Origin of the sequence: Psychrobacter sp. Ps7, assembly GCF_022129225.1 — a bacterium.
GTDB lineage: Bacteria > Pseudomonadota > Gammaproteobacteria > Pseudomonadales > Moraxellaceae > Psychrobacter > Psychrobacter immobilis_A.
This window is the reverse complement of sequence record NZ_JADQAH010000001.1, coordinates 106,824-133,125: the sequence shown is the minus strand read 5'-3', so window position 1 is coordinate 133,125 and position 26,302 is coordinate 106,824. Positions and strand designations below refer to the sequence as shown.

Below are 26,302 nucleotides of genomic sequence, written 5' to 3'. Positions count from 1 at the left end.
AAAACCAGCTAAGTTATTCTTAGCTGGTTTTTTTACGTCTCAATAATAATTTGCTAAATCAACGGATCTGTCCTCTTTGAAATTATTACTGATTTAACACCCAAAGTATCGCATAATAGATATTCATAATATTAGGTACTCATTAGGTTGACTGACTATGACTTCATTATCAAAACCGGTTTTTTCAAACAGTAAGTTAGGGTTAGTACTGATTGTTGCTACGATGATTGGTATGGCAACTCTCTACGCCCCTTTGGCAGATGCTGCGCCTATTTATAAAGTTATTGACGAAAAAACAGGTCAAGTCACCTTTACCGACCGCCCGCAAAATTATGAGCAGCAGGCAGGTAAAAAAATCAGCCAGACGGGTGTCACGATGAAAGAAAGTCGCGTCAGCTCAAGTAACAGTGATGACATGAGTAGTCAACCTCCTTCTAGTAATGTTAATACGACTACGCAAAATACGGCTGCTAAAAATAGCCCTGTCGCCAAACCAGCCGTCACTTATCAGCTTGCTATTACTGAACCAAGCGCAGAGCGTGCATATCGTCGTCCAGCACAAAGCATTGATATCAATGTGCAAGTGAAGCCGAACTTACAAGCAGGTGATAGTGTCAGTATTTATTTGGATGGTAATGAAGTCGCGCAAGGTCTTAGCGCCTCGATTGCAACGGTAGATGTTTTACCAGGATCGCACAAGATAAAAGCCGTGTTAAAAAATGAGAAAGGTCAAACACTCAAACAAGTAGAGCGTACGGTGTATGTGATTCAAAACAATACAACATTGCAAAATAATAAGAAAATCGCGCAACAGCTTTTAGCTTATCAGAATCTACCTTGGTATCAAAAAGTACTGTTAAAAATGCGTCAAGAGGGCAAACAACCGAATATGCAATCATTTACTAAGCCTATCGTAGACAAACCTATGACGCTTGAGCAACCGGTGATAAATTAACTTGTAGGCAATGTGTCAATCATGGATAAGTATAAGAACCCATACAAAGTAGAGTAACTTTATAAGTTAATTTCTTCTGTATAAACATAAAGGCAAGCGCTGATTGCAGCGCTTGCCTTTATGTTTATCAGGATATTTATTAATTCTATGTATTTACAGCTTATTTAGTCAATTCAATCGTACCATTAGCAGTCACTGAGATAGTGCTATTGCCAGATTCAAAACTTTGGCTAGGTACTGATTCGTCTGCTGCGCCTGCTTTCATACTCATAGCACTATACATCGGACGTGGGTAGTTGCTACCTGTATTTAGATTCACATTGACGACACGATAGCCACGAGCATCCCAAGCGCGTGTTAGGTTTTTAGCTTGTTGCTGAAAAGCACGAGACGCATTGGTCATCAGCTTTTGCTCAAGCGCATCCTTTTTGGTATCTGAGACACCAAAGTTCAGATTGTCCATCACCAACGTTTCTTGTAGGTCAGCGATGAGTTGGCTGGTGGCTGCAAAGTCGGTACTTTTTAAATCGATGTTTGCTTGTCCTGTCCAGCCAATGATTTTGTCATTTTTATCATAGCGAGGGTAGGTGCGCTGTTGTCCGGTGCTTACGGTGACCGTTGGATAGCGCTTAGCAATTTTCATGGCATTATTAATTGAGGTGTTGAGCGTTGTCGCTAGAGTTTTAGAATCCATTGCCTGCGCTTTTTTATATAAGCTGGCTCGTACTTCATCATTCTGGATTTCTTCTTTTACTTCTGTCTGAAAAGTAAGCTGATCGTAGCCTGTTGGTTCTGCATGTGCGCTACCCATCATGGCTGTGAGTAGAAATGCAGTACCAGTCGTTAGAGCGGCTTTATTAAGTAAAGTGGTTTTCACAATGATCTCCTGAGTGAGTTATATCAATAGTATTTAGGTTAGCCATACATAGGTAAGACTCGCCTTTATATGAGAAGCTGTCCATTTTAGTTATTAGTTGATACCGAGTATGCTCAGCTTCCTCAACTAAAATAGCAAAATTTAACAGGCTCGCTGTGAGAATTTTGTCACCTAAGTTACAGGGCGTTTTGAGGTAAAAGAAAGAGTTTTACGATAGGGGTTGTAATATTTAAAAATTCTTGTATAATTTGCAACTGGTGGCTCCATTGGTAGCCTCGCAACATTGTTCTATGAACCCCGCCAGGACCGGAAGGTAGCAACGGTAATAGTCACAGTGTGTGCCGAGGATTTGCTTTTGGAGTCGCTTTTTTTTGTCTAAAATTTGATAACTATTTTAATATTTAATTAGAAATGCTCATTTGATCTATTAAGCCCTTTATTGTAAAGGGCTTTTTTTTGACCTTTTTTTGTCCGATTTTGACCTTTGATTGATTAAGATGGGTTAAAATACAATGTATTAACTTTTATTAACATTCTGGACACTTTAGGGTTTTCTTATGAAGATGTTTGTTTGGTTGTTCATTGCCTTCGTGCTACTAGTGATTGTGTTTGGCGTATCTATATTTAATAAGTTGGTACGCGCTCGCAACCAAGCGAAAAATGGTTTTGCTCAAATAGATGTGCAACTGAAGCGCCGTCATGATTTGATTCCAAATTTAGTCGAAACTGCTAAACGCTATCTGACGCATGAAGAAGAGACGCTGACCCGTGTGATTAGTGCACGTAATCACGCGCAAAGCTTGCAAGACTCCAATACACATCAGCCAGACTCGCTTGAGCATATGGCGCTATTTGCCAAAGCTGAGAGTATGCTGTCTAAAGCGTTAGGGCAGTTTTCAGCGGTTGTGGAAGCTTACCCTGAGCTAAAGGCGGACAGCATGATTAAAGAGTTGATGGATGAGCTGACCAATACTGAGAACCGCATTGGCTTCGCCCGTCAGCACTATAATGACAGCGTGATGTTCTACAACAATGACCGCGAGGTATTTCCCAACAATCTTATTAGTACGACTTTTGGCTTTCGTCCGTTAAGCCCGCTAGTTTTTGAAGACAGAAAGGTGATCGCTCAAGCACCTGTCGTCAATATGGGCTGATATTGAATTATATTCATATGTTCAGATGCGTTTAGCTATTTTTAAGTCAGGCATATAGATGGATTTTTTTGGTGAACAGCGCACCCGTACCCAGCGAAGTCTGTTGCTCTATGGGCTATTTTTTCTCATTGTCTTTGCCCATCTGGCAGTAGCGCTGGGTATCATGGCGCTGCTACTAACGATATTTACTGGTGGCATTTATCATTGGGTGTTGATACTGGTTGCTATCTGGACAATCGGTAGCTTTGTGATCGGTAGTTTTTTAGAGTACAGACGTTTAGAAGCGGGTGGTCGCGCTATTGCTCAGCGTGTGGGCGGGGTTCGGCTGTTTATCGACCACAGCCAAAATGCGTGGGAGCATAGTCAAGGGGTTGCCCATCAGCATGAGCCTATACCAAAGGTTCGTTTCAGCGCCCACCATATCGCCGTGCGTGATGAGCGAGACTTCCCGCCTGTCTACCGTCGTTACTACGAGATTGCCCAGCAGCTAGCCATTGCTTCGGGTGTACGTATGCCGATTCTCTATGTACTGCCTGATGAGCAAGGTATTAACGGCTTTGTCGCTGGTCGTCATAGTCAAGATATGGTGTTGGTCGTCACTCAAGGCGCGCTTGATAAGCTGTCCGATGAGGGGCTGTATGGGCTAATAGGGCATGAATATGGTCATATATTGCATGGTGATGCCACTTTTAACTTACAGCTCATGGTCGTGCTGGCAGGCTTGCAATTACTCTATGACTGGAGTGATTCTATTAATAATTTTGGCGCTGGTAATCAACGCAATCATCAGAATAGCCATCACAATTATTTTGATGATGCGGTCAATCGACGCAATCTCTTGTCACAAAGAGCCGTCGATAGCCATGCGCGTAGCACTGAATCTCAAACAGCAAGCTTTACCACCCATAGTGAATGGGTAAGCTATTGGCAAAGTCAATCACAAAGCCAGCAGTCGTCAGCTAAGAGCCAGTCACGATGGCTACAAAATAATAATAAGTTCGATAGTCAAGCACCGCGCAATATTTGGACGTTGTTGATACATGGATTGAGTTTTTCGAGTATGGCCAGTGCGCAACTGATTAAACACAGCTTTAATCGCCAGCGTGAATTGCTTGCTGATGCCACCAGTGTGCAGCTGACACGCTCACCTGCCATTATGGCAACACTGAAAGCCATTCATCAAGATTCGCTTGGTTCGCGCTTAACCAGTATCGCCGATATCAATGGCCTTAGTCACTTCTTCTTTGCCAGTAGTGGTGCTGATTTGGGTGACGTCTCTTGGTTTGCCACCCATCCTAGCTTGGCTGAGCGAATGAGTGCCATTAATGCCCACGCTTATCATGATTTTGCGGTAAAAGTAGCTAAAGAAAAGCGCATAAATCAACAGAAAATAAAAGAGATATATGAGCAGCGGCGATTAGGGGATTGGGGCGTCATAAAAGCAAATAGCCTAAGCAAAAATAAACAAGAAAAAAATAGCCAATCATCAATATTTGAAACCCAATCAGCGTTAGATAACAATAAAAGCAATAACAATAAAAGCCTTACTAATAACAGCAATGATGTTATAGACAAAGAAATTACTGCTTTTCCTGCAAATGAAATAAAGAATGAGTTGGACGAAGATAAGGGGCTAGAGTTTGTTATCGAGAAAGATGTCGTTGTTGCAGGACGTTTACAGGTTCAAGCGCAAAATACCGGTATTCATCAGTTGCTCAAGCCATGGCAAGCAAAACCTGATAGCGATTTGCCATCGGATACATTGATTGGTATCGACGATAGACAAAAAGTTTCACTGCCGCAGTATATACTCAATCACAGTTATCACCCGCTTGGGGCGCAAGCTTTGATTGAAGCAGTTATGTTGTGCCATCAAGGTCGTATATTATCAACGACTGAGAGTTATGACTTGAGTGATATCTGGCTTGGACTTGCTAACGATAAAACGTCTGCTGCTGAAATCGATAATAACGCTAGCGCTAATATTAGCAGCCACCCCCAATTTTTAGCGCATACGATAGATCATAAATTATTAGCGGCAGTGGCACATCTTGATAGGCGTTTAGACAACGCATTGATTGCATTGGCAATAAAGCAACTGAGTCAGCATGACCTGTCAGAAACTGCTATCAATGAATTACACTTCAGATATGAAGCGAGTCATAGCAATCAAGATCATCAACATTATGTGCAGCAAAAAAAGTGTCGTACAATGCTGATGCGCTATCAACAGGGTATCATTGAGCTATTTGAACACTATCTAACGGCAGATTTAAGTCAACATTTGACTGATAACATAGCCAGTGAAGATGGTGCTATGGATAAAACTAAGCCAGTATCAACGCACTCAGGAAAAATCGACTCTCGGTTGCCATCGATTTTATCATTATGGCAAGCGCTACAGTTGCAGCAACTATTACCGATATTGTCTACTGTATTAAACGAGACACACGTGCATGCTCAGCCTCAGCTATTATGGTTATGGCAGCAAGCATTGCAAGCATTGCAAGCGGGTAGAGATGATATTTATGACCAGTTTGACCCTTCAGGACAGGTGTTTGATGGTCTCGATGTTGCAGCGAGAACCATGCTTGTTTTATTGGCTTATCGCCTATCAAAAGATGTCAAGGGTCAAGTCGTATCAGCACTAGATAACTCAGTACACGTTTCAGCACCTATTTTAGCACTCGGCTATAATAATGACAGTGTTGCTCACTATATCGTGGATTTGCGGCGTCATGCACGTTTGATTGATATTGACTTAGCCGCCGTTAGTGACGCAAATTTGCAATGGCTACTATTGACTGTGCAAAATATAAATAGTATCCAATTATTGGCAGTGATAGAAACGGTGCCTATTTTTATAGCGCCTGCCAGTCAGTCGCCTGCATCAGAAGCCAAACGTAATGATAATTATAGACAGAGGCAACAGGGCGGCGATCAAATAGATTATAATACTCATAGACAAGACGTCAACGCAGGCAATGACAGTCATTCTTATGCTTATCATACTTACCGGCAATGGCTGAGCACATTGCATACGGTGATGTTACACGATACGATAGTCAGTCAAGATGAGTATGATTGCTTGTCCATGTTAGCCAATCATTGGTTAGGCGTTCGGCAGCTTTTTTGAGCAATTTAGTTGATGGTACTTAAGTAATTGTTTTGCTGGCAAGAAACGATATGTTCTTGACCTTTTCTTAATAGCATTTCTTTTGATAGTAAAAGCTTGTAAATTCATTTTAGATAAGTAGGATAGTAAATAAGCATGAGTGATATCCAAGACCCGCTATTGCAGCATCGTATGCAGCAGCGCCAGATTTTAGCGATGATGGGTATCACTCAGTGGGTGCAGCCAAGCTCTGAGACCATAAATATCGCAGATATTTCTGCGCCTACTCTGCCTGATCCGGCTACCACTCACTCGACTATCGTTAATACCAGCACGGCCTCTACTTTTGCTGCTGCTGCGATCACTGAACAGCCAACTATTGAATCTCCCAATGGTGATAATGTAAGCGTTAGGATGTCGCATTCAGCATCTGCTGATTCGCTATCAGGTATAGTGGATGATGAGTCTACTAATCACTATTATGATGATGCTAATGAGATAGGTTTACACCATTCTGACCAGCAAAGCCCTGTTACTTATAGTTTTGACTCGACTACTCCTGACATCTCTAAGCCCGCCGTTACTTCCCTTGTAAATACTGTCGTTCAGCAAACTTCTATTGCTGATATAAATGACGCTTCGAGCTTTGGAAATGGCAGTTTTAAAGAAGAGGGCTTTCAAGAGGAAAGCTTTACAAAGGTAGCACCCTTTGATTTACAAGGTGGTCGCTATGGCGATTGTGTGATTTTGGTGGACATCCAAGCACTTAATCATGACAGCCAAAAACTGTGGCAAAATATCACCCAAGCCTTATCCATCAGTTGTGAGACGACATCGTTCCCTATTTGTGAAGGTATGGATACGGCTGAGCTTGCTAATGCCAGCCTTGCTGGATATGTCTTTAAAATTGGTCGCAGCGAAGAGATAAAAATTGCCGCATTGACAGTGTTGCCTGACGGTCTTGAACATCCTAGCGTGACTACTGTGCCCACACTCGATGAGATGCTTGCTGATAGTAGCCTTAAACGTCAGCTTTGGGAGCAGTTATCGAGTCACAGTTAAAGGCTTACCACTTACTATGATAGAGATTAAAAAATAACGATAAAATTCACCTTCAACATTCAACCTTTAATAACCACGATGACTTCATCATATTTAGGATATTGATTATGACCACTAAAGCCGCTCCTAACCGCGTACCCAATTTTTCAGCGGGACCTGCTACTATACCAACGGCCGTATTATCACGCGCTCAAGAAGAGTTGCTTGATTGGCAGGGACGCGGCATGTCGGTCATGGAAGTGAGTCACCGTAGTAAAGAATACATCGCGATTACCGAAAAAGCCGAAGCCAAATTGCGCTCGTTGATGGAGATTCCAGATAACTATAAAGTGCTGTTTTTACAAGGTGGCGCTAGCTTACAGTTTTCAGCGATTCCATTAAACTTGCTAAATAGTGGGCGCGCAGACTATCTAACGACGGGTGCATGGTCTGGTAAAGCGGTCAAAGAAGCACAGCGCTATGAAAAGCTTGGTCTTGGTGAAGTGAATCAGGTCGCAACGGGTAAAGACAGTAGCTTTACTGACGTACCAGCCCAAAGCGAATGGAACCTGAGCGAAGATGCCGCCTATTTCCATTACTGCGCTAACGAAACCATTCATGGTTTGCAAATATTTGAGCCGCCACAAGTCGATGCACCAATTGTCGTCGATATGTCTTCTTGTATTTTGTCACAGCCCATTGATGTCTCTAAATTTGGCATGATTTACGCAGGTGCGCAAAAAAATATCGGGCCAGCAGGTCTGATTATCGTGATTATCCGTGAAGACCTATTGGGTCAAGCGAGTGAATGGTGCCCACTGCTGATGAACTATGAGCACCAAGCTGAAAAAGAATCCATGTCAAACACACCAGCGACGTATTCTTGGTATTTAGCAGGACTAGTGTTTGATTGGTTAGAGGAGCAGGGCGGCGTTGCTGCTATTGGCAAAATCAACCAACAAAAAGCTGATTTACTCTATAAAACGATTGATGGTAGCAGCTTTTATAGCAATCCAGTTGATCCCAAATATCGCTCTATCATGAATGTGCCTTTTACCTTAGCCGACAGCAGCCTTGATAAAGTATTCTTAGAAGAGTCGGAAGCGGCAGGCTTGATGAATCTAAAAGGTCACCGCGATGTGGGCGGTATGCGTGCCAGCATTTACAATGCAGTGTCATTAGATTGGGTGCAGCAGTTGGTTGACTTTATGATTGCGTTTGAGAAAAAACACGCATAAATTAGCATGGATTTTAAAACAAAAGACGCAGCTTATAAAAGTTGCGTCTTTTTTTATACGCGTTAGTATTCTTTTAAGATAAATGATGCATCATGTAGCAACTCTAACGCTGCAAATCATTAGGTTAAAAAACCTAAGTTTGTTATGATAAAATTCTGCAGCACTCACTCTTTTTAATTATATGGTAGCACTTAAGTAAAATTTCATCATATTCATTGGGCTCGCACAAGGGTTTGTTATAACTTTATTATGATAAAAAATACCATGCTAAAAGCCGTCTTACTTGCCATGACTGTAAGCTGGATACCTGCCAGTATCGCGGTGCCAATCACTACTACTGCGCTTGGTCATAATAGTACCACTGAGTATATTGACGTGCCCTTTATGCCTTATGCCAACCCAAAGGCACCGACAGGCGGTACATTATCACTTGAGGCGCGTGGTACTTTTAACGCGGCCAATAAATGGATGACCACAGGTGTGGCGATGGTTGGCACCGATTATCTCTATGACACCTTGATGACTGGCTCATTAAATGAAGCCTTTACCATGTATCCGCAGCTGGCAACCAAAGTAACTTATGATCCCGACGATACTAGTTGGATTATTTACCATATTAATCCTGCTGCGCGCTTTTGGGATGGCAAGCCGGTCACCAGCAGTGACGTCAAAGCGACTTATGATGCACTGTTAAATAAAGGTCCGATGTATATTCGCAGCTATTTGGGTGATATTAAAAATATTGAAATTATTAATAAGCAACAAGTAAAATTCATCTTTAACTCTGATGACAATAAAGAGATTTTATTAACCGTCGGACAGTTTCCTATTTTTGCTAAGTCCTCTATCGATACGGATTTTGAAAAAATAACGTTGACGCCATTGATGGGCAGTGGACCTTATAAGTTAGGACGTGTCGATGCAGGGCGCTCGGTCAGCTATGTACGTGATCCCAATTATTGGGGTCGTGATTTGATGGTCAATCGCGGTCGTTATAACTTTGATATGATTAAGTTTGTTTATTATCAAAGCGATGAGATTGCCTTTGAAGGTTTTAAGTCTGGTCAATATCGTTTTCGCCCTGAGAATAAAGCGTCGAACTGGGCAACGGGTTATAACTTTCCTGCAGTCAAGGCAGGTCTTATCAATAAAGAAACCATAAGCAGCGAAAACCCAGTACCAATGCAAGGTCTGGTCATGAATATGCGACGTCCCATCTTTCAAGATATTCGCGTTCGCCAAGCACTGAGCAAGGCTTATGACTTTGAGTGGATGAATAAGACCTTGTTTCATGGGCAGTATGAACGTTTGCAAAGTTTCTTTCATGGCTCCGAGCTTGCTGCAACAGGGATGCCATCTGCTGAAGAGATGCAGGTGCTTACGCCTTTATTATCTAAGCTTGAACCGCTGCAACGTCAAGCCGTATTAATGGAGTGGCAATTGCCGACCAGTGACGGTAGTGGCTTTAACCGTAAAGAGTTACTAGAAGCGCGGCAGCTGTTGCTAGATGCTGGATTTTATTATAACGATATGAAGCTATATCAGCCCAATGGACAACTTGCTCAGATTGAGATATTGATGACAGGCGATACCATGGGTCGGGTGCTGCTGCCATATATTCGAAATTTAAAGCGCTTAGGATTTGATGCCACGTTACGTCAAGTCGACGGACCACAATATTATGAGCGGGTACGCCGTTTTGACTACGACATGATAGTTGATAAATTTGCTCAGAGTTTATCACCTGGTGCGGAACAAGTTGGTTTTTGGGGTAGCTCAGCGGCCGATCAATCGGGTAATAGAAATACTATCGGCATCAAAAACCCAGAGATTGACGCGGTGATAGAGCAGCTTGGCAATGCTAAAACTCGCGACGATACTGTATTATATACTCAGGTGCTCGATCGTCTACTACGTGCTGGTCATTATTTAGTGCCTTTATACGGCAAATCAGCGACCAATGTCGCCTATTGGGATCAATATCGTCATACTGAAAAACTGCCCTCTAATGCCATCGGTATTGACTACTGGTGGACGGATAAAGAAGCAGAAGCACGTGTTAACCAATACTTGAAGCAATAATTTAGAACAATAAGGGAAATAACGCTTCATCTTAAAATTTTATTTCGTTTAAAAAAATCAATAAAAGACATCAGCAATAAAGATAACTACTGGTAAGGATTTAATATGACCATCCGCATTCACCCAATCAAAGCGTTCAATGATAATTATATTTGGACATTGATTAATGAAAATAATAAACAGGCGATCGTTATTGATCCTGGTCAAGCTGAGCCTGTCATGAGTTATTTGGAAGAAAATAAATTAGAGCTGACGTCTATCTGGACGACTCATCATCATCATGACCATATCGGCGGTGTCGCAGAACTGCAAGAGTCTTATCCGATGACGCATCTGGTTGCGCATACTGAGCATAATGTCGATGAAGATCAAACCATCAAAGATGGCAGTACCGTCAGTGCTTGGGGCTGCGCTGCGCAAGTATGGGATGTGTCCGGTCATACCGCAAGCCATGTAGCTTATATTTTGGATATTGACGGGCTTAAACATTGCTTTTGTGGAGATACTTTATTTAGTGCTGGATGCGGACGGGTCTTTACCGGCACGATTGAGCAATTACACAACAGCTTTAAGCGTTTAAATGGTTTGCCAGCTGACACGCTGCTATATCCTGCGCATGAATACACTGCCAGTAATCTGCGCTTTGGACTATCTATTGAACCTACTAATGAAGCAATGCAGCAAGCACTGATTCAAGCAGAAGAAAAAACCACCCAAGGTATTCCGACGTTGCCAGTCACTCTAGAACATGAGCGCGCAGTCAATGTGTTTTTACGGACGCAAGAGCCGAGTGTGATAGCAGGGGTGAAGTCTAAAGCAACTATCGATGATGATAAATCTTTGGCTGTATTTGCTGCGTTACGTGAGCTTAAAAATAACTTTTAAACCATGACGGGCGCTTCGACTGACGTTTTTATAGTTATTAGCTGCGTATTCTTTCTGTCGTCATATTTATTATCTTAGGAAGCCGTCGTTATGGGTCGTTATATCTTGAAAAGGTTACTGCTGATATTACCGACGCTTTTTTTGATATTGTTGGCGAATTTTGTCATTGTACAAGCAGCGCCTGGTGGTCCTGTCGAGCAGCAGCTGGCGCTTATCGAGCAAGGGGCAAAAGACAATGCGCTTGGCGGTAATATTGGCGCGGGTAGTGCGGGAAATAACAGTACCTATCAAGGTACGCGTGGCTTATCTGAGGAAATGGTTGCAGCGATTAATGCCCAATACGGCTTTGATAAATCGGCACCTGAGCGCTTTTGGCTCATGTTAAAGAATTACGCTCAGCTAGATTTTGGCGAGTCTTTTTTTAAAGGACAGTCGGTAACGGATTTGATTATCGAGAAATTACCCGTTTCTATCTCGCTTGGGCTCTGGAGCACGTTGCTGATTTATATGATAGCGATTCCACTAGGTATCTATAAAGCCATGCATCATGGCTCGGAGATGGATAAATTCACTGCTATGCTGCTTGCTATCGGGCATGCAATACCCGTTTTCGTATTTGCCGTTATATTACTGGTGTTTTTTGCAGGTGGTAGCTACTGGAATATCTTTCCACTGCAAGGCTTGACCTCTGAGAACTTCGATCAATTAAGCGCGCTGGGTAAAATCAAAGATTACTTTTGGCATTTGGCGCTACCACTGCTGGCAAGTACGATTGGCGGTTTTGCGGGTTTGACCTATCTGACCAAGTTTAGCTTTTTAGAAGAGCTGGGTAAGCAATATGTACTTACTGCTCGTGCTAAAGGGCTGGGTGAGCGTCAGGTCCTTTACGGGCATGTGTTTCGTAATGCCATGCTGATTATTATTGCAGGTATTCCAGCGGCTATCGTTGGCATTTTCTTTGCCGGAAACTTCTTAATCGAGATTATTTTTAAACTTGATGGTTTGGGTCTCTTAGGCTTCGAAGCCATTCAACAGCGCGATTATCCTGTGATATTCGGTACGCTATTTATCTTTACTTTACTCGGACTATTATTACAGTTAATCAGTGATTTAAGTTATCACTTAATTGATCCTCGTATCGATTTTGAGGGGCGCTAATGTCAAGTTATCCGTTACCTTCAACGCCTTCATCTGCATCTCCTGTCTCTATGCCAAAAAAACGTCGCCTAAATCCTATCTGGCAGGCGCGACTTAATCGCTTTCGTCAAAATCGTCTTGGCGTCGTATCATTATTCATTTTTGCGCTGATATTCGTCATTTGTATGGCAGCCAATGTGATTGCCAATGACAAGCCGCTACTGGTGCAGTATCAAGGCGATTATTACTTTCCTGTCCTAAAAGCCTATCCTGAAACGGCTTTTGGTGGGGTGTTTGAGACTGAAGCCAATTATAAAGACCCTGCGGTACAGGCGCTGATTGATGAGCAGGGTTTTTACATTATGCCGCCCATTCCATTTGCTGATCAGACACCAAACGTTGAGCTGGGTATTCCATATCCAGCAGCGCCCAATAGCCAGAACTGGCTTGGTACTGATGACTTAGGCCGCGATGTGTTGGCACGGATACTTTATGGCATGCGGGTGTCATTATTGTTCGGTTTAGCATTAACACTTGCTGGGGCAGTGATTGGTATTATCGTCGGTGCAATACAAGGTTATTACGGTGGTTGGATAGATTTGGCAGGGCAGCGCTTCATGGAAGTATGGGGCGGTATGCCGCAGCTGTTTATGATTATTATTTTGGTCAGTTTATTCAGCCCCAGTATCTTTATGCTATTTGCAATGATGTTATTATTTGGTTGGATGGGATTGGTCGGTTTGGTACGGGCGGAGTTTTTGCGCGCGCGTAACTTTGATTATGTCCGTGCGGCGCGTAATCTTGGGGTATCGGACAGTCAAATCATGCTCAGACATATTTTGCCCAATGCCTTAGCATCAAGCTTGTCACAGCTGCCATTTATATTGACCGCTAATATTATCGCTTTAACCGCACTAGATTTTTTAGGTTATGGCTTGCCGCCTGGGTCACCGTCTCTCGGCGAGCTGATGGTACAAGGGAAAAATAATCTCGATGCACCATGGCTTGCGCTATCTGGGTTTTTTAGTTTGACCTTTATCTTATCACTGCTAATATTCGTTGGCGAAGCGCTGCGTGATGCGTTTGATCCGAGGCGCTCTTAAGATGACCATGACTGATACGCACACTGACAGCCTAAACGGCAACCGTAGCAATACACAGCAAAAGCTAATATTGAGTGTCGATAAGCTTAGTATTCTTACCAATAACGGCGTAACGTTAGTCGATAAACTCTCTTATGAGCTGCGGCAAGGACAAACTCTTGCTATCGTAGGTGAATCAGGCTCTGGCAAATCTATTGCAAGTCTCGCGCTATTAGGCTTATTGCCAGACAGTTTGACCGTTAGCGGTGAGGTGAAGCTGGCAGGGTCAGCAGGGTTGACTGTGCTACCGATAGCCAATGCCAATGTTAGTGTTAGTGCTAAGGCACGTAACGCTGCGCTGCGCTCTATTCGTGGGCAGCGCATCGGCATGGTGTTTCAAGAACCGATGACGGCGCTCAATCCACTACATACAGTTGCCAAACAAATTGCTGAATCACTACGTCTAGTTGGTGTGCCCAAGAAACAATGGCAAAGTCAAACAATCGATTTACTAAATGATGTCAATATTACCAATCCGATTGATAAGCTGAACCGCTATCCACATGAGCTATCAGGTGGTCAGCGTCAGCGCGTTATGATTGCCATGGCATTGGCACAGCAGCCTGATATTTTAATCGCTGATGAGCCGACCACCGCGCTTGATGTGACTCTCCAACATGAGATTCTCGCTCTATTAGATGACCTTAAGCGTCAGCATAATATGGCGATGGTGCTTATTAGCCATGACCTCAATCTGGTCAGGCGCTACAGTGATGAAGTAATCGTCATGCACCAAGGTAAAACGATTGAGCAGGGGCAAACCGCAGCGGTGTTTAACCAGCCCAAAGCCGAATATACCCGCTCGCTAATCAAACAAGACTTTGGCCAAGCACTGAACTTCTCTAATGATGATGAAAGTCAGCCACAAACCGTATTGCAAGTCAGCAATTTACAAGTACAGTTTCCCATTGAAAAAAGTCTGTTTGGTAGTACTAAGCGCTGGTTTGATGCAGTAAAAAATGTTGATATGACGCTACAGAAAGGGTGGGCGTTAGGCATTGTAGGTGAGTCAGGCTCTGGAAAAACCACGATAGCGCTTGCATTAAGTCAATTGCTTAGCAATCAAGCGCGTGTGGGTGGCGAAATAATAGTCAATGGACAAGATATTTCAGTATTGTCCAAGGGTGAGCTACGTCAGTTTCGCTCGCAAATTCAAATGGTATTTCAAGACCCATTTGCCAGTATCAATCCACGTATGACAGTGATGCAAATCGTTGAAGAAGGATTGCTCGTACAAGGCGTTGATAAGGCAGCACGGCAGCAGGCAGTGATGGATAGCCTTACTACCGTGCATCTGCCAGCTGAGTTTGCGCATCGTTATCCGCATGAGCTATCAGGTGGTCAGCGTCAGCGTGTCGCACTTGCGCGCGCCCTTATTATGCAGCCGAGTCTATTGATATTAGATGAGCCGACGTCCGCGCTTGATAGTACCACGCAGGTGACCGTCGTTAATTTACTACGTGAAATTCAGGAAAAATTGCAAATCAGTTATGTGTTTATTAGTCATGACTTAAAAGTGGTGCGCGCCTTATGTCAGCATATTATGGTGCTTAAAGATGGCATATGTATTGAGTACGGACGTACTGAAGATGTTTTTAATAGCCCACAGCATCCCTATGCGCAGCAGTTGCTGCAGGCGAGTATGATTTAGCTTAGCCAAAAAGAGTTAAGCAGATATAGCCAAATAAGCAGAACATGGCAGTTCATACTAATTGCGATATCCTAAAAATAGCAGTGATACAATAAGTTAAACAGACGTTCACTTTAGTTGGATGCTTAGATTTGTTTAATTTTTAGTTAAAGAGCCGTTTAAATTGCTGCTTTAAAGGATTGTCATCGCTATTATTACCATCATTAAAAAGGATTTTTACTCATGAAAAAACAAAATAGTATTGTTAAATTAGTAAATAACAAGTTAGTAAATACCAATGGATTGCAGAATGTCGGTTATTTAGCCGTTGCTAAAACACGCGCTAAAGTCTTAAAAGCGTTCGCTTATGTTGTTCCAATTAGAAGACCAATGCTATTTGTTGGTGAGAGCTCTTGTGAAGAGCTATGTGATATGGCTATCAACGAAGGCAGCACCAATGTATTTATCGTCACTGATGCCGTGCTTAATAAGCTAGGTATCCCAGCCAAAGTGACTGATTATCTAGATAGCAAAAATATCAGCTATACCGTTTATGACGGCATTACCCCAGACCCTACTTTTAATGTTGTCGAAAAAGGACTGCGCAAATCTATCGATGCTAAGTGCGATTCAATTATTGCCATCGGTGGTGGTTCGGTCATTGATGCGGCTAAGATGATTGCGATGTCACAAGGCAATAGCTGCAAGCCGCAACAACTTATCGGCATTCTTAAAGCCAGAAAGCCTTCTATGCCGCTCTATTGTATTCCTACCACGGCTGGCACAGGTTCAGAAGCAACCCTTGGTGCAGTAGTATCAGACGATAAAACGCATCAAAAAGCGCTGTCTATTGACCCAAGAATGGTGCCATTAGCAGCGGCTATTGACCCTGTTATTATGGAAGGCATGCCGGCTCATATCACAGCGGATACGGGTATCGATGTTTTAACGCACGCGCTTGAAGCTTGGATGAGTGCTAATGCGAGCGTAGAGACCGATTATTATGCGGCTTCTGCGGTCAAATCTGTGATGCAAAACCTACCGCTGGTTTATAAAGACGGCGGCAATCTTAAAGCCAGAGAAGAGATGGGTATTGCCGCTCATTACGGCGGTATCGCCTTTAATAAAGCGGGTCTTGGTTACGTCCATGCTATCGCCCACCAGTTGGGGGCGTATTATAGTATTCCTCACGGTCGTGCCAATGCCATCGTGCTGCCGTATGTGCTTGATGTCAATCGTCAAGGAAGTAAAAAAAGACTGGCACAGTTGGCTAGAAAAACAGGTATGGTAAAATCGGGACAAGCTAGCAAGAGTGATGCTGAGATTGCCGACCACCTCATCGCGCAAGTACGCGAACTGATTGCTACTTTGAATATAGATCCAACGGTGAAAGGCATGCAAAGCAGTGATTTTGATAAAATTGCCAAAGCAGCAGCAAAAGAAGTCAGTGATACCTATGCCGTACCAACGTATCTATCAGCGTCTGAAATCAAGGCTATTTTAACCAAGATTCAGCAAGCCAGTGATGAGCATACTGCTGGAAAATAAAAGAGTAACTAAGCTACATAAGCTGCCTAAGATATATTGATGTAATATAAAAGAGCACACTACGCTGTCCGTAATGTGCTCTTTTTTTAATTATTGTACTTTGTAGCAAACTTATCTTATTAAGAAATTGGGTATAATTCAGGATTATACTGTTTAATTATATTAAATAATATCTAATTACTGTTAAATTTTTATAACAATGTAGGTATAGTTTAGTGAGGTCAAAGAGTTATCATAGTTATATTATATTACTTTTAGGAGGTATCGATGAATCATAAATTAAAGACGGGCGCTATTTCGATGGCTGTAGCAGCCATCAGTATGGTTTTCGTTGGCTGTGCTGCCACCGAAAATACGCCCGCTGTAAAAAATACTGCCATCGATAATCCTTATGCGCCAACGGATCCAAATCTCGCAGTCGCTACGGTCGCTGGCGGTTGTTTTTGGTGCGTGGAAGCGGGTTATGAAAAGATACCTGGCGTTGTAGAAGTGGTCTCTGGCTATACCGGCGGTCAATCGACCAATCCAACTTATAGCACTGTATCAGCAGGCGGCACAGGGCATACTGAAGCGGCTCAAGTATATTATGACCCGACTAAAATCACCTATAATGGTCTCGTTCAAGCGTTATGGCGCATTGGGGATCCTACCGATGATAAAGGTCAGTTTGTAGATCGTGGTACTCAGTATCGTCCTGCTATTTTTTATAATAATGCACAAGAAAAGCAGATAGCGGAAGCTGCTAAGCAATCACTGCAAGACTCTGGTGTCTATAGCAAACCAGTTGTGATTGAAATTGTTGCTGCTAGCAAGTTTTACCCTGCTGAAGAGTATCATCAAGATTATTATAAGAAAAACCCAATCCGCTATAAGGCTTATACCTTTAATTCTGGTCGTTATCAGTTTATCGAAAGTGTGTATGGTAAAGACTACGAGCTGGATTTTAGCCAGTTTAAACCTACGGCGGCAGGTAGCGTACAGGCAACATCAAACAATGCGTCAGCTACTAAAGCTAGTACAGGATTCAATCCAGATACCTTTGTGAAGCCTGCACAGGATGAGCTAAAGCAGTCGCTAAGTGATATTCAATATAAAGTCACTCAAAAAGACGGCACCGAACGCGCTTTTGATAATGAATATTGGGATAATAAAGCGCCTGGGCTGTATGTCGATGTGATATCGGGGGAGCCACTATATTCCTCTCGTGATCAATACAAATCTGGCACTGGCTGGCCAAGCTTTACCCGTCCATTGAGCACGGATATGGTCGTTGAAAAGGAAGACCGAGGGATATTCGGAAGCCGTACCGAGATTCGTAGTCGCTATGCAGACTCACACGTCGGTCATGTATTTGACGATGGTCCGGCACCGACGGGTAAACGCTACTGTATGAATTCAGCGGCAATGCGTTTTATTCCACTGGCGCAGATGGAAGCAGAAGGTTATGGCAATTGGATTGATGACATAAAATAGGTTAGTTATACCTCGTTATATTGCAATTAATGGTTGATTGCTAATTATTAATGATAGCTATATTGAAAAGTACGCATTAAAAAAGGATACTTAAGTATCCTTTTTTATTATCTATTATTACTTGAAGCGTTAGAATGCAGGTTGACGTCTAGGAATCGCACTCAAAAACTCATTGCGCGCTTGATTGTCATGTACGTACTCACCCAACATCGACATCGTGCGTGTAGTAGAGTGCTGCTTATTTACGCCGCGCATCATCATACACATATGCGCCGCATCCATCACTACTGCTACACCGCGACAGCCAGTGACATCCATGATAGTTTGTGCCACTTGCTCGCTTAAATTTTCTTGAACTTGCAAGCGACGGGCGAACATGTCGACGATACGGGCAAATTTTGATAAGCCCAGTACTTGACCATTGGGTAAATAGCCTACATGAGCGATACCATGAAAAGGCAGCATATGATGTTCGCACAATGAATAAAATTCAATATTTTGTACCAATACCAGCTCGCGATTGCTCGATGGAAACAGGGCGTCGTTGACGACTTCATCCAAGCTTTGATGATAACCTTGGGTTAAATGTGCAAAAGCTTTTGCAGCACGCATCGGCGTCTCTTCAAGACCGGGACGCTGTAAGTCCTCGCCAGTTGAGAGAATAAGTTGACGATAAGACTCAACGCTTTCTTGGTAATTTGATGCTATTGTTGGGGTGTTACTCATAAGTTTGGCAGCCATCCAAAATGTGGGTGTAGCTTAACGCTAAATCCCTAATTACGAACAGTTACAAATAACTGTTGTAAAGGATTTTTATAAAAATTGTGCAAGCTGGGAAGGGCTGTGATTATACTTGAAATCTACTTAACTTCATACTGCTGTGGCGAGCAGTTGGGCGTTTAATCGATATTAGACGACATTATAAGGGAATACAGTTTACGACTGTTTACTTAAATTAATTCGTGTATAATGACTTATTTTATAATTTGTACTTTTTACGCTGTGATATTCACCGTATCTAATCACTCTAAATAACTTAATATGATTAAACAATTTTGATCGACCCAAAAGGAAATATTATGCTACTACAAGGACAACGATTTGTCGTGACAGGCATTGCGAGCAAACTGTCTATCGCTTGGGCTATCGCTGAGGCACTGCACCGTGAAGGTGCCTCATTAATTCTCACTTATCCTAATGATAAGATCAAAAAGCGTGTCGATATGGCAGCGGAGAAATTCGAAGCAGATTTGGTACTTGAGTGTGATGTAGCGTCTGATGACTCTATCGCTGCCTGCTTTGAGCAAGTCACTGCTCATTGGGGTGATGGAATCGATGGTGTGGTACATGCGATTGGCTTTGCGCCGATGGATCAGCTTGATGGTGATTTTGTTAAGGCAACGACCCGTGAGGGTAGTCAAATTGCCCATGATATCTCAAGCTATAGTTTTGTAGCATTAGCCAAAGAAGCTTGTGCTTTATTGGCCATGCGTCACGGTTCGATGCTGACATTGACATATGAAGGTAGTATCTCGGTATTGCCAAACTACAACGTCATGGGTATGGCAAAGGCCAGCCTCGAAGCCAGTGTTCGCTATTTGGCTACTTCGATGGGCGGTGAAGGCATTCGTGTCAATGCGATCTCAGCAGGTCCTATTCGCACGCTTGCTGCCAGTGGCATCAAATCATTCCGTAAAATGCTCGATATCAGCGAAAAAATCGCGCCGCTACAACGTAATATCACACAAACCGAAGTTGGTAATGCGGCGCTTTTCTTGCTATCACCTTGGGCATCTGGTATTACCGGCGAGATTATGTTTGTTGACGCAGGTTTTAATACCGTTGCTATCAGTGAGCAATTAATGATGCTTGATGAGCCGAAATAATCCACTTCAATAGTCGGTTATAGGGCTTTATAGATCAGGAAGGCAGCCAATCGGTTGCCTTTTTTGGTTATAATAGATGCTTTTTGGTGATAAGCCATTAGGCGGCAAATATGATAACCAAATTACCAAAGTGGATATTGTGGGGCGGGGCAGTACTGGCATTCAGTGCTGGCTGTGTTAACACTGCTGCGTTAATGGGGTTTACCAATCTATCGGTTTCTCACGTCACTGGCAACGTAAGCTTATTTGCAGCGGCTATTGCTTACTTGGATGTGCGTAGTATCTTGTATGTCGGTGCGCTGCTATTGTCTTTTTTGGCAGGTGCGATACTGAGTGGTTATGTGATTGGGCAGACATCATTAAAGTTAGGTAGGCGCTATGGTAGTGCGCTATATATCGAGGCGGCACTGTTAATGGCCAGCTACTGGTTGTATCAGCAGCATGATTATTTAGGACAGTTGGCTGCGGCAATGGCATGCGGATTACAGAATGCCATGGTAGCGACTTATAGTGGCGCGGTTATTCGTACCACCCATTTGACAGGTTTGACATCAGATATGGGCGCAGCGATTGGTAACTGGTTGGCAGGTCGATCGATTAGCAAACCGACATTAGGGTTTCAAGCCATTATTTGGTATTGCTTTTGCGGTGGCAGCGCCGTTGGAGCATTTTTATTCGCCAAGGTTGGCTATGAAGCACTATTTGTACCCATTGCTATCGTCTTGACGGCAGCATTTATATATAACTACGCCTCAGATCGCTTGCCAGAAAAAAGAGAGCCAAAACACGAAAGGCGCTCATCATAATGATAAGCACCTTTCGTGTTTTGGCTTGGGTAATCATAAAACGTTGGTTTACTTCTCACCTTCATGGTCTTCATGTTCATGCATGCCCTGCATCATATCGAGTGCAGAGTCATCGGTACGCTGCTGATCTTTTTTAGCCAAACCGTCTTGATTGATGTCTCTTGGTGCCATTTTAGTGGTTGAGTCTGTTTTATTTGCATCTGTCATAAAGTACTCCTATTTATTGTTATTCATTTTCCGATATAAATACTAATAAAAAATAGTTGTTAAGCTATTACTGGTATTAGAAATTTATTTTGACTTATTTAGTATGAGATAGCACCATACGCTTGTACATACTAAGTGTACGCTTGTTTAGTGACGATGTGTAACTGCACCTCACAAGGCTTGCTGTTTAATGAAAAGTAATTACTTGGTTATAAGTTGCTCTCACTCATTCTTGGCGTTCGGTTCAAAAATAAAAAACTCATGAGATAAATGTCATCTCTATAAAGTACCGTTTTAAGGTACCTTTCCTAAAACGCATTAAAGTAATTCTTTACCTGTGAAATAACCATATTTATTGCAAATTTTATAAGGGCTTTTTTATAAAGGCTTTGTTGCATCAGCTTTTTGTTATATATCTGTTATGATAACGGCGTATTTTTTGTGGTTGCTGGTTGAATAGCCGTCAATCGCTAACATGCGTTTTTATTTTAGCGTCTTTTTACACTGTCTTTGGGAAAATAAGGACATTTTATGTCAGAGCAAAAACTAGATAGCCATCTTCCTGATGATGGCAATGAGTATTTATTTACCGATACCTTTCCAAAGGGTACTGGTAAAGGGTTGATAGTGGTCGCTATTGCGGCGGTTATCAGTATGATTATTTATAATGTATTGCCATTCGATATCAATGCCAATAAGGGTCTTGCCTTATTGTTCTTCATCGGCGTATTGTGGCTAACGGAAGCGTTGCACGTCACGATTACGGCACTATTGGTAGTCGTGGTTGGTGCCCTAGTTGGTATACCGGAATTCGATGCCGAAATAGGCTTACAAAGCTTTGCCAATCCGACCATTTATTTGTTTTTTGGTGGTTTTGCTTTAGCGGCAGCCTTGCATGTGCAGCAATTGGATAAAAAAATTGCCCTGAAGATTTTATCGATGTCAGGTGGCAAATTAAGCACGGCGGTATTTTTGATATTTGGCGTGACCGCATTTTTGTCGATGTGGATATCGAATACTGCGACGGCGGCGATGATGTTGCCATTAGCGCTAGGTATTTTAACGCAAGTTGACCGCGAAAAAGACCGAGGCACTTTTGTATTTGTACTATTAGGTATCGCTTACTCAGCAAGCCTTGGTGGTTTAGGTACGATCGTTGGTTCGCCACCAAATGCTATCGCTGCAAAGGCGCTCAATATTGCCTTTGTGGACTGGATGAAGTTTGGTGTGCCGATGATGCTGGTATTATTGCCGCTATTGTTAGGCGCGATGTATGTGTTTTTGAAGCCCAACCTGAACCGTAAAATTGTATTGGTTGAAGATGAGCCTATTGTATGGAATAAACCTCGCGTAGTGACGATTATCGTCTTTATTGTCACCGCGTTGAGCTGGATTTTCTCCAAAAAAATTGGTGCTGCGCTTGATATTACGGATACTGATGCAGTTATTGCCTTATCAGCTGCTGCTGCTGTGGTCAGCTTAGGTTTGGTATCTTGGAAGCAAGTGTCTGATAATACGGATTGGGGTGTGCTCATGCTGTTCGGTGGTGGCATCGCCCTATCGACTATTCTGAAAGTGTCAGGTGCGTCCTTGGTTCTAGGGGAAACGGTCGCTAATGCGTTGTCTTCTGCACCGCTTATCGTGGTGATGATTGCGGTATCAGCATTTATTATTTTCTTAACGGAGTTTGCTTCTAATACCGCTTCTGCCGCACTGCTGGTTCCCGTATTTGCTGCCATTGCAGAGCAGATGGGTTTACCGCACGAAGTGCTGGTATTGGTCATCGGTATTGGCGCATCTTGTGCCTTTATGCTACCCGTTGCGACACCGCCAAATGCGATTGTCTTTGGTACGGGATTGATTAAACAGAGCGAAATGATCCGTACGGGTGTCATTCTTAATATCATTGCTACCTTTGTCGTCGGATTGTGGGCTTATTTCTTCTTAATATAGTTTATCAATCACATTAATCATAATTTATGAAACCCAATGTCTCAATAATCACGAGCCATTGGGTTTTTTTGTTTCTCTTTTCTGTTCCTTTTTATGGTTAGTCGATGTATAACATAGTGATTTGTTAGGAAAATAAATAAGATGGCGCACTCTAACTCCAACTCTAATAACAAGCATTTAAATACTATCGCGGCTATTTCTGATATTCATAGTAATGTCTTCGCGCTTGAAGCTGTGTTGACTGATATTAAACAGCGTAATATTGATCAAATTGTTAATCTGGGCGATATTTTATACGGACTGATTGCCCCTAAAGATACCTATGCGCTCTTAATGGCACAGCAGAACGATATCATTACTATTCGAGGTAATCAGGATAGACAGATTTATGAAGCGACAACGGCGGAGATTGGCAACAACGCAACCATGGCTTTTATCATAGAGGACTTGCCAAAAGCAGCGGTTAATTGGCTACAGAATTTGCCATTTGATTGTCATCTGAGTGAAGATGTTTATCTGTGCCATGGGTCACCAACCGATGACATGGTATATTTGTTAGAAAATATCGAGACGGGTCAGCCGACCTTACGTGATAATCTAGCCATTTTGGCACTGCTTAACGGTATCGATAGCACCGTTATCATATGTGGTCATACTCATATCCCACGTACAGTCACGCTATCGACAGGGCAGATGGTCGTCAATACAGGTAGCGTTGGTTACCCAGCCTATGAAGATGATTTGCCTATTTTGCATAAGATGCAAACCTATTCGCCCCATGCCAGTTACGCGATTATTAAATGTGTTGATACTGAACAGGGCAAATACTGGCAAACTGAGCATATCAAGGTGCCTTATGATTATGAAGCTGCGGCTAAATTGGCTTCAATGAACGGTCGTGAAGACTGGGCGTTTGCACTGAGAACAGGGCGAGTATTGCCTTGATGAGCAATTAAATATATAAGTATCAGGATTTTGCCTATTTTTAGCATGATTTACTAAGTTGCAAGCTATGATATGTATCAATATCTCTATGACCACACCAAGCCTCTTTCAATGCGGGTAGCGCTTGAATATCTATTTGCCTAAAAAAACCGTCTACATTAAGCTGTCGATAATTTGGTCCTCGCTCCATTAGTTGATTAGAAAATAAAGAAAAGCTTGCAACTGGCGTCTCGGAATGGCTATAGATATGAATACTAATAACATTAGCTCCCTCTTTGCCGCCTAGACCTTCACGCCAAAAACCATGGCTTTGACTGTTTATCTCATCGACTATGGCCTGCATTTTTTCAGGCTGATGCTTTGCGTCGTAAGATAGTAGAATAGGGTTTGAATAAGGGTTCTCAATTTCAACTTTGCTGATGTCATGATAAGTAGCTCTTGATGTTGAGCTTGATTCTTTATTTGTACAGGAAGTTAAACACAACACTATTGGCAAAAATATAGTCGCTATAAACGTCAGCTTAATAGCTATCAGAATGCCCATATTGATCCTTTTTATATGATTTATCTAACATCACACATTTTACTCAGAAGTTATTAACGTACAAGGTAATTCTTTATGCCAACACTATTTATGGTGCAGCTTGGTGGTCGCCCCAAAGGTCGTTTGATTGAGCAGCACGATATTTTATTCGGTGTAGCCAATCAGGTAAGCGAGCTAATAGACGATATCAATAATCATTGGCCGGAAGTCAACAATAAATGGCATATTGATTCATACAGAGCGATTACCAAAGTGGGAAACCATACTGTTAAATTGATTGAGTCAGATAACCAAGCCGCGAATGATAACGGTTTAAAACTGTTCTTTATTAATTTAGGCGGCTATCAGCGGGGGAGTTTTGAAGAGTTTCATCATAAGCTACTTATCGTTGCTGATAATCAAAAAGATGCTATTAAACAAGCAAAGCAAAGTGAGTTTTATCAACAACTTACTTTTAAAGATAAAGGCACACCTTTTAATGCCGCATCGCACATTGATGATAAATTTCAGGTAGATATCGATGATATATACGACGTGAACGACCTTGTCTCAAACATACAGATTTTAATTGAGCCTAGGATTCATAATAGTCACGAACTTACAAATGCTGATGAAGATAAAGAGTATGTTGGTTATCTAAGTATCAAGAATTTAAGGAAGTTATTTTAAATTCATTTCATTTTTAATCTCATCATTTAATTAAGGACACACCCTAATATGGCTTTAAATATGTACTATAAAAATGGCATGATTCGCAAATCGCGTTGCCAACTCTCTGATGAGCTATTACCGACCCTTTATCAGATTCATGATAATGCTAAGTTTCCACAACTCACTTGGTTAATTGATAATGTGTATGAAAATCCGCAGATTCAACCTGATGTCGCACAAGCATTAGCTGATGAAATGGTAGCGTTTGAGAGGTTAATACTTTCGCTGCATCTGCCTTTTCCTAGGCTGCCATTGCAAAAGTTGCAGAATTTCTTTACGGGGGCTGCCATTCGTCAACAGATTATTTATACAAGCAGCGTTTGAGCTTACAAATAATTTATTCACAAAAATAAAATAGGGCTGGCAGGTTTGAGAAATTTGATAAAATGTCACTACTAAACCACGAATTTACGAACCTTTTATGATCTATCAATGCATCACAGAAAAGGGTGATCATTTACGTTTGGATGTGATTAATAGCGATATTGGTTATATGCTCAAGTATTATTTTGCCACCCAAGGTAATCCTTTAAGATTAGAGGCGCAGCAAGCGACTGAGGATACCTATTATACGACTCTTTCTAATGGTACTAATCTCGTTATGCGGGATCCGAATAATTACTATGAGCTGACACAATTTGAAGATAGCGATACCTCTTTTTATATTATTAGTGCCATCACTGGTCAGGAGATGAATCATTTTTCTTGTGAGGATAACTCAACTGAAAATGATCAGTATGCTTTGATTGCTCAAATGGAGCCAGAGCATTTTAAATTTAAGCCTATGACTAATAAGCTTAGAAATATTTTGACTGAGCGTTTTGAAAATAGGTAATAGCCTGCATAGTTGCCAAGCAAACACTATAACCGCCTTGAATCACGCCCAAATTACCCTCATAATCTAACCACTTCCAAACAATAAATAGCCTAAGTAAATATGCCGAATACTTCTAAAAAAACCTCAGATATGCCG

Annotated in this window: 23 protein-coding genes and 1 other RNA gene; 20 read left to right on the top strand and 4 right to left on the bottom strand. The window is 42.2% G+C overall.

The features are described 5' to 3' along the window. Positions 1 to 157 precede the first annotated feature (157 nt). Positions 158 to 955 (top strand): DUF4124 domain-containing protein, encoded by a 798-nt coding sequence (locus I3257_RS00525; RefSeq protein WP_238048479.1) that lies wholly within the window; start codon positions 158 to 160, stop codon positions 953 to 955. 160 nt (positions 956 to 1,115) lie between these two features. Here the strand turns inward: I3257_RS00525 and I3257_RS00520 are convergent, their stop codons facing one another. Then, the gene (locus tag I3257_RS00520) at positions 1,116 to 1,832 is read right to left on the bottom strand and encodes an SIMPL domain-containing protein (protein WP_238048478.1); all 717 of its coding nucleotides are present in this window, start codon (positions 1,830 to 1,832) and stop codon (positions 1,116 to 1,118) included. Positions 1,833 to 2,096: 264 nt separating this feature from the next. Between I3257_RS00520 and ffs the strand changes: the two genes are divergently transcribed. From ffs to msrB, 12 genes are all read left to right on the top strand, one after another. Beyond that, positions 2,097 to 2,193, top strand: an RNA gene (gene ffs, locus I3257_RS00515) — signal recognition particle sRNA small type. A gap of 196 nt (positions 2,194 to 2,389) precedes the next feature. After that, positions 2,390 to 2,986, top strand: a complete 597-nt coding sequence (locus tag I3257_RS00510; protein WP_083475715.1) for a LemA family protein — start codon at positions 2,390 to 2,392, stop codon at positions 2,984 to 2,986. Between the two features lie 58 nt (positions 2,987 to 3,044). Continuing rightward, positions 3,045 to 6,122: a M48 family metalloprotease gene (locus tag I3257_RS00505; protein ID WP_238048477.1), complete on the top strand. Its 3,078-nt coding sequence runs from the start codon at positions 3,045 to 3,047 to the stop codon at positions 6,120 to 6,122. A gap of 135 nt (positions 6,123 to 6,257) precedes the next feature. Then, positions 6,258 to 7,163 (top strand): hypothetical protein, encoded by a 906-nt coding sequence (locus I3257_RS00500; protein WP_238048476.1) that lies wholly within the window; start codon positions 6,258 to 6,260, stop codon positions 7,161 to 7,163. 107 nt (positions 7,164 to 7,270) lie between these two features. Further along, a complete protein-coding gene (gene serC, locus I3257_RS00495) occupies positions 7,271 to 8,380 on the top strand; it encodes a 3-phosphoserine/phosphohydroxythreonine transaminase (protein ID WP_238048475.1) in 1,110 nt (369 codons plus the stop codon). Positions 8,381 to 8,629: 249 nt separating this feature from the next. After that, complete coding sequence (locus I3257_RS00490; RefSeq protein ID WP_238048474.1) at positions 8,630 to 10,462, top strand: extracellular solute-binding protein; 1,833 nt, start codon at positions 8,630 to 8,632, stop codon at positions 10,460 to 10,462. 105 nt (positions 10,463 to 10,567) lie between these two features. After that, the gene (gene gloB / locus I3257_RS00485) at positions 10,568 to 11,347 is read left to right on the top strand and encodes a hydroxyacylglutathione hydrolase (protein ID WP_238048473.1); all 780 of its coding nucleotides are present in this window, start codon (positions 10,568 to 10,570) and stop codon (positions 11,345 to 11,347) included. A gap of 90 nt (positions 11,348 to 11,437) precedes the next feature. After that, positions 11,438 to 12,505, top strand: a complete 1,068-nt coding sequence (gene yejB, locus I3257_RS00480; protein WP_201501202.1) for a microcin C ABC transporter permease YejB — start codon at positions 11,438 to 11,440, stop codon at positions 12,503 to 12,505. A 50-nt stretch (positions 12,506 to 12,555) separates the two neighbouring features. Next, on the top strand, positions 12,556 to 13,587 hold the full coding sequence (locus I3257_RS00475; RefSeq protein ID WP_201501610.1) for an ABC transporter permease: 1,032 nt from the start codon (positions 12,556 to 12,558) through the stop codon (positions 13,585 to 13,587). Between the two features lie 7 nt (positions 13,588 to 13,594). After that, positions 13,595 to 15,277, top strand: a complete 1,683-nt coding sequence (locus I3257_RS00470) for a dipeptide ABC transporter ATP-binding protein (protein WP_238048521.1) — start codon at positions 13,595 to 13,597, stop codon at positions 15,275 to 15,277. Positions 15,278 to 15,499: 222 nt separating this feature from the next. Continuing rightward, entirely contained in the window at positions 15,500 to 16,804 is a 1,305-nt protein-coding gene (locus tag I3257_RS00465) for an iron-containing alcohol dehydrogenase (RefSeq protein WP_238048472.1), read from the top strand. Between the two features lie 267 nt (positions 16,805 to 17,071). Further along, a complete protein-coding gene (gene msrB / locus I3257_RS00460) occupies positions 17,072 to 18,277 on the top strand; it encodes a peptide-methionine (R)-S-oxide reductase MsrB (RefSeq protein ID WP_238048471.1) in 1,206 nt (401 codons plus the stop codon). A gap of 129 nt (positions 18,278 to 18,406) precedes the next feature. Here the strand turns inward: msrB and folE are convergent, their stop codons facing one another. Beyond that, positions 18,407 to 19,003, bottom strand: a complete 597-nt coding sequence (gene folE, locus I3257_RS00455) for a GTP cyclohydrolase I FolE (protein ID WP_227681719.1) — start codon at positions 19,001 to 19,003, stop codon at positions 18,407 to 18,409. A 353-nt stretch (positions 19,004 to 19,356) separates the two neighbouring features. On the opposite strand from folE, the gene I3257_RS00450 reads away from it, so the two are divergent. Next, complete coding sequence (locus tag I3257_RS00450) at positions 19,357 to 20,163, top strand: enoyl-ACP reductase (RefSeq protein ID WP_238048470.1); 807 nt, start codon at positions 19,357 to 19,359, stop codon at positions 20,161 to 20,163. 110 nt (positions 20,164 to 20,273) lie between these two features. Then, positions 20,274 to 20,969, top strand: coding sequence for a YoaK family protein (locus I3257_RS00445; protein WP_238048469.1), 696 nt, complete (start codon positions 20,274 to 20,276; stop codon positions 20,967 to 20,969). 48 nt (positions 20,970 to 21,017) lie between these two features. Here the strand turns inward: I3257_RS00445 and I3257_RS00440 are convergent, their stop codons facing one another. Continuing rightward, positions 21,018 to 21,176, bottom strand: a complete 159-nt coding sequence (locus tag I3257_RS00440; protein WP_167541670.1) for a hypothetical protein — start codon at positions 21,174 to 21,176, stop codon at positions 21,018 to 21,020. Positions 21,177 to 21,707: 531 nt separating this feature from the next. Between I3257_RS00440 and I3257_RS00435 the strand changes: the two genes are divergently transcribed. Further along, positions 21,708 to 23,129: a DASS family sodium-coupled anion symporter gene (locus I3257_RS00435; RefSeq protein WP_060491069.1), complete on the top strand. Its 1,422-nt coding sequence runs from the start codon at positions 21,708 to 21,710 to the stop codon at positions 23,127 to 23,129. A gap of 141 nt (positions 23,130 to 23,270) precedes the next feature. After that, the gene (locus I3257_RS00430) at positions 23,271 to 24,074 is read left to right on the top strand and encodes a metallophosphoesterase family protein (RefSeq protein ID WP_238048468.1); all 804 of its coding nucleotides are present in this window, start codon (positions 23,271 to 23,273) and stop codon (positions 24,072 to 24,074) included. A gap of 40 nt (positions 24,075 to 24,114) precedes the next feature. Here the strand turns inward: I3257_RS00430 and I3257_RS00425 are convergent, their stop codons facing one another. Beyond that, positions 24,115 to 24,618 (bottom strand): hypothetical protein, encoded by a 504-nt coding sequence (locus I3257_RS00425; RefSeq protein ID WP_238048467.1) that lies wholly within the window; start codon positions 24,616 to 24,618, stop codon positions 24,115 to 24,117. A gap of 75 nt (positions 24,619 to 24,693) precedes the next feature. On the opposite strand from I3257_RS00425, the gene I3257_RS00420 reads away from it, so the two are divergent. The 3 genes from I3257_RS00420 to I3257_RS00410 all read left to right on the top strand — a co-directional run bounded on the left by I3257_RS00420 (position 24,694) and on the right by I3257_RS00410 (position 26,164). Further along, a complete protein-coding gene (locus I3257_RS00420; protein ID WP_238048466.1) occupies positions 24,694 to 25,287 on the top strand; it encodes a DUF1543 domain-containing protein in 594 nt (197 codons plus the stop codon). 48 nt (positions 25,288 to 25,335) lie between these two features. Continuing rightward, positions 25,336 to 25,653, top strand: a complete 318-nt coding sequence (locus I3257_RS00415) for a hypothetical protein (protein ID WP_238048465.1) — start codon at positions 25,336 to 25,338, stop codon at positions 25,651 to 25,653. A 139-nt stretch (positions 25,654 to 25,792) separates the two neighbouring features. Beyond that, positions 25,793 to 26,164, top strand: coding sequence for a hypothetical protein (locus I3257_RS00410; protein WP_238048464.1), 372 nt, complete (start codon positions 25,793 to 25,795; stop codon positions 26,162 to 26,164). The last annotated feature ends 138 nt before the right edge of the window (positions 26,165 to 26,302 follow it).